This window comes from Parolsenella sp. (assembly GCF_982402205.1).
Genome location: NZ_CEVYAT010000138.1, coordinates 1 through 4,232 on the forward strand (window position 1 = coordinate 1; position 4,232 = coordinate 4,232).

Sequence of the window (4,232 nt, forward strand, 5' to 3'; positions counted from 1 at the left end):
GCCCTATAATCTCCCCCATGGAGAAGAGAGCTGACACAGCGAGGTCCGCATCTGGCGCCTTTGCCTGGGAGGGCAAGGCGATAGGCCTTCTTGACCTTGATGCCTTCTTTGCGTCGGTGGAGCAGCTCGACCACCCCGAGTGGCGCGGCAAGCCCGTCATCGTGGGCGGTGACGCCGACCGCAGGGGCGTGGTCTCGACGGCCTCGTACGAGGCCCGCACGTTTGGCGTGCACTCGGCCATGCCCGCGGCCCAGGCGGCGCGCCTGTGCCCCGACGCCATCTGGACGCACGGCCGCTTTGACCGCTACCGCGAGGTGAGCTCGCGGGTCATGGGAATCATTGAGGACGAGACGCCTCTGGTGGAGCAGGTGTCAATCGACGAGGCCTTCTTCGACGTGACGCCGGGCCGCTACTCGCGCGAGAGCCCCGTCGACATCTGCCGTCGCATCCAGGGTCGCGTGAGCGAGCTGGGCGTGAGCTGCTCGATTGGCCTAGGCGTGAGCAAGAGCGTGGCCAAGGTGGCCTCTGAGCGCGACAAGCCGCGCGGCCTCACGGTCGTGCTGCCCGGCAGCGAGGCGAGTTTCCTCGCTCCCCTGCCCGTACGCGCCATGAGCGGCATCGGTCCCGCCACCGAGGCACAGCTCGCCAAGATGGGCATACGCACCCTCGGGGCCCTCGCCAAGGCCCCCGAGGGGGAACTACGCCGCATGCTTGGCGTCGCCGGTCCCGAGCTCAGGCTGCGCGCGATGGGAGCCGACGCCTCCCCCGTGGGCGAGCGCTCCAACCCGCGGGCCGCGAAGTCGGTATCGAACGAGCGCACCTTTGCGACGGACCTCTACGACGGGCCCTCGATTCGCTCGGCGCTCGACGCGACGTGCGCGATGGTGGCACGCCGCCTGCGCAGGAAGAACATGGCGGGCTCGTGCGTCACCGTGAAGCTCAAGCCCGACGCCTGCACCTCGCGCACGGCGCAGGCGCGCCTGGGCCAACCAAGCGACGACGAGGAGGAAATCCGCGCCCTGGCGCGCAAGCTCTTGGACCAGCTCTGGCGCGAGGGCACGCCCGTGCGCCTCATCGGCGTGGGCGTGTCGGACTTCTCGGAAGGGGTGCCGCGCCAACTCGACTTGTTCGAGGACCCAGCCCAGGCGCGCAAACGCGAGTCGATGCGCGCCCTGCACCGCACGACCGACGCGCTGCAGGAGCGGTTTGGCACCGACGCGGTGGCTTTTGGCCGCGACATCAGGCTGAGGCAGGCCACGACCAACACCCAGCCCCAGCACAAGGAGGACGACTAGCCCGTAGGGTCCAACCCGGGCTAGTCGACGAGCGGCAGGTCGATCGCGGGGGCGTCGCCCCAGAGCCGCTCGATGCGGTAGAAGTCGCGCCCCTCGGGCGAGAACACGTGGACGACCACGCACCCGTAGTCGAGCAGCATCCACGGGCCCGCTTGGACACCCGTGACGGAGAGCGGCGTGAGGCCGCAGTCGAGGCGCACGCGCTCCTTCACCTCGTCGATGACCGAGCTCGCGAGGTGCTCGTTGGGCGCGGTGCACACGACGATGGCATCGGTGACGTCGCTCAGGGAGGAGACGTCGAGCGCGACGATGTCACAGGCCTTCTTGGCGTCTGCAGCGAGGGCCGCGGTACGTGCGATGTCGGTCGAGGGAACCATGCCTGCTCACTTTCCGGCCCGCGCGCCGCGCGCGAGCACGAGCTCGTTGTAGATGGAGAGGGTGCCGGGATAGAGATAGCGCCTCGTGTCGATGACGTAGGAGATGCCGTCGGAGAAGCACGTCCAGAAAAGGTCGTCGAGGGTCGCCTTGCCCACGAGCTTGCGCTGGCGCCTGATGGCGTCGGCAGGCTTTCTCAGCGGCTCGATGCCGTCTGCCACGAAGACTACCATGTCGAGCGGGCTCATCTGGGCATTTCCGAGCGTGTGTCGGTCGATTGCCTGCCACACACAGCCGGGCAGCTCGCCGAAGCGCGCGGGCAACTCGCGCGCGGCGATCATGCCGTGGAGCAGCGGCTCCACGAGGGAGAGGTCGACGCCCAAATCGATGCCGAGCTCGCGGGCGCGCTCGATGGATCGCTCCTTGGGAAGAACCTTAGACCAGTCGTGCAGGATGCCGCTCACGCGGGCGAGGTAGGGGTCGACGCCATAGGCGATCGCCATGCGCTCGGCCGTGAGCCCCACCGAGAGCGAGTGGGCCAAGCGCTTGGGCTTGGGCGCGAGCTGCTCGGCAGCCGCCGCCTCGTAGGCACGGATAGCCTTGAGCTGGTCCTTGGTGTAGGAGGGCTCGATGCCGCCCAACCACGCAGGGACGCCATTGGGCCAGGTCTTTGCGAGGGTCTTGTCTTGCAACGTACTAGTCCTCCCTGTTGAGGCCACCCATAAGGCCCAGGGCGTCGGGCGCCGTGTAGGCGGGCTCGGCGGCCCCATAGAGGCCGCGCTTCTCGATGTAGCCAATGACCGAGTCGGACGTAAGGTAGCGAATCGACTGGCCCTCCCCCACGCGACGGCGCAAGTCGCTCGACGAGATGGCAAGCGCGGGAACCTCGAGGTAGCTCACCGTGAAGTCGATGCCCGAGGCGGCGATGCTCGCGCGAGCGCGCGCAAGGTCGTAGCCGGGGCGCGTAGCGCCCACGAGGTGCGCAAGCTCGGCGATGCGGGCGGCGTTTCTCCAGGTGATGATGTCGATGATGGCGTCTGCGCCCGTGATGAAGTAGAGCTCGACGTTTGCGGGGTAGTGCGCGCGCAGAAGCTCGAGCGTGTCGACCGTGTAGGTTATTCCGGGGCGGTCGACCTCCATGCGGCTCACGAGGAAGCGCGGGTTGTCGGCCGTGGCGAGCAGCGTCATGGCGTGGCGATCCTCGGGCGTCGAGACGCGACGGTCCTGCTTGAAGGCGGGAGAGCCCGCAGGCACGAACACGACCACGTCGAGCCCCAGGTCGCGGCAGGCCTGCTCGGCCGCCACGAGGTGGCCGTTGTGGATGGGGTCGAAGGTGCCACCCATGATGCCCAGGCGATAGGTGCGCGAGGGGTCCTGCCCAAGAAGTGGCAGGTCGGAGGTTGCGGCCGCGTCGATGATGACGCCGCTGTCGGTGACGCTACCCATCTACGCGCGCACCTGCCCCTCTCCGCGCAGCAGGCACTTGGTGGTCGTGAGGGCGCTCGCCCCCATGGGGCCGCGGGCGTGCAGCTTCTGGGTGGAGATGCCAATCTCGGCGCCAAGGCCAAACATGCCGCCGTCGGTGAAGCGCGTCGAGGCGTTGACGTAGACCGATGCCGCGTCGACGCGGGCAAGGAAGGCCTCGGAGGCGGCGACGTCGTCGGTCACGATGCACTCGGAGTGCTGCGTGCCAAAGCGGTTGATGTGGTCGATGGCCTCGTCCACCCCGTCGACGACGCGAACGGCGAGCTCGAGGGCATCGTACTCGGTGGCCCAGTCGGCCTCGGTGGCGCTCAGGAACTGCTCGCGCTCGGTCAGGCCGGCATCGCGGGCGAAGGCACAGGTGGCCTCGTCGCCATGGAGCAGGACGTGCCAGTCGCGGCAGGCCGCGACGAGGCACGGAAGGAACTCGTCTGCCACGACGGTGTCGACGAGGACCGTCTCAATGGCGTTGCAGACGCCGGGACGCTGGGTCTTGGCGTTTTCGATGATCGCGAGCGCCATGTCGAGGTTGGCCTTGGCGTGCACGTAGACGTGGCAGTTGCCCTCGCCCGTCTGGATGACGGGCACCGTGGCCTGCTCGACGCAGGTACGGATGAGCGAGTGGCCGCCCCGCGGGATGAGCACATCGACCAGGCCGTTGGCGTGCATGAGCTCCACGGTCTCGTCGTGGCCCTCGCTCACGAGCAGCGTGGCGCAGTCCGCTGGAAGGCCCACCGAGGCGATGCCCTCGCGGCAGGCCTCGCAGATGGCCAGGCACGACTCTCGGGCGGCCGACCCTCCGCGCAGCACGACGGCGTTGCCGGAGCGCAGGGCGAGGCAGATGGCGTCGGCGGTGACGTTGGGGCGTGCCTCGTAGACTATGGCGATGACGCCGAGCGGCACGCGGACCTGCGTGAGGCGAATGCCGCTCGCGAGCGTGCGGCCGCCGACGACCTCGCCGATGGGGTCTGCCTGCCCCGCGACCTCGAGCATGCCGGAGACGATGCCGTCGATGCGGGTGTCGTCGAGCATGAGGCGGTCGAGCAGGGGCCCAGGCATGCCGCTCTCGCACCCGCGCTC

The 4,232-nt window shown here is 68.9% G+C and carries 5 protein-coding genes; 1 reads left to right on the forward strand and 4 read right to left on the reverse strand.

Features of this window, described 5'->3' with window-relative positions:
* Nucleotides 1-17 precede the first annotated feature (17 nt).
* On the forward strand, nt 18-1,295 hold the full coding sequence (gene dinB / locus AC1VTH_RS07005) for a DNA polymerase IV (protein ID WP_481335439.1): 1,278 nt from the start codon (nt 18-20) through the stop codon (nt 1,293-1,295).
* Between the two features lie 20 nt (nt 1,296-1,315).
* Here dinB and rsfS read toward each other — a convergent pair whose 3' ends face one another.
* The 4 genes from rsfS to AC1VTH_RS07025 all read right to left on the reverse strand — a co-directional run.
* Nucleotides 1,316-1,672, reverse strand: a complete 357-nt coding sequence (rsfS, locus tag AC1VTH_RS07010) for a ribosome silencing factor (protein WP_481335436.1) — start codon at nt 1,670-1,672, stop codon at nt 1,316-1,318.
* Between the two features lie 6 nt (nt 1,673-1,678).
* A complete protein-coding gene (gene yqeK / locus AC1VTH_RS07015; RefSeq protein ID WP_481335437.1) occupies nt 1,679-2,362 on the reverse strand; it encodes a bis(5'-nucleosyl)-tetraphosphatase (symmetrical) YqeK in 684 nt (227 codons plus the stop codon).
* A gap of 4 nt (nt 2,363-2,366) precedes the next feature.
* On the reverse strand, nt 2,367-3,116 hold the full coding sequence (gene nadD, locus AC1VTH_RS07020; RefSeq protein ID WP_293825989.1) for a nicotinate-nucleotide adenylyltransferase: 750 nt from the start codon (nt 3,114-3,116) through the stop codon (nt 2,367-2,369).
* On the reverse strand, nt 3,117-4,232 hold a 1,116-nt coding region (locus AC1VTH_RS07025), incomplete at its 5' end, for a glutamate-5-semialdehyde dehydrogenase (protein ID WP_481335438.1).